Raw genomic sequence first — 503 nt, forward strand, 5'->3', positions numbered from 1 at the left:
ACTGGGGTGAAGTCGTAACAAGGTAGCCGTAGGGGAACCTGCGGCTGGATCACCTCCTTAATCGACACGTCGCTGACTGTCGGTAAGTGCTCACAATGAATTACCTGATCAAGCAAGAGCAATGACTGTTTGGGTTGTTTACAGGCCCAACGTGGCAAATGGGTCTGTAGCTCAGTTGGTTAGAGCGCACCCCTGATAAGGGTGAGGTCGGCAGTTCAAGTCTGCCCAGACCCACCATTTGTCAGACTGGCGAACGTCAGTGCAAAAACTGCATGGGGCCTTAGCTCAGCTGGGAGAGCGCAACACTGGCAGTGTTGAGGTCAGCGGTTCGATCCCGCTAGGCTCCACCATCATCCCTTGGATGAAAGTCATTGAATGAAGTTCTAAGCAAGATGCTTGCATCGCTGCTCGATAACTCGGGACGGCGGTTTTCAAGTCTCTCGCTTAGAGTTTCGACTCTAACGCTCTTTAACAATGTATATCATGCTGACAAAGTAAGATAC

At 50.9% G+C, this 503-nt stretch carries 2 tRNA genes and 1 rRNA gene; all 3 read left to right on the forward strand.

What is annotated here, in order from left to right:
* A 16S ribosomal RNA gene (locus KUV72_RS19755) occupies positions 1–60 on the forward strand; the annotation flags it as partial.
* Positions 61–160: 100 nt separating this feature from the next.
* Positions 161–237, forward strand: a tRNA-Ile gene (locus KUV72_RS19760).
* Positions 238–274: 37 nt separating this feature from the next.
* Positions 275–350 (forward strand) — tRNA-Ala (locus tag KUV72_RS19765).
* Positions 351–503 lie beyond the last annotated feature (153 nt).

The sequence above is a fragment of the Halomonas sp. DP4Y7-1 genome (assembly GCF_019800705.1).
In the GTDB taxonomy this organism is placed as follows: domain Bacteria; phylum Pseudomonadota; class Gammaproteobacteria; order Pseudomonadales; family Halomonadaceae; genus Halomonas; species Halomonas litopenaei_A.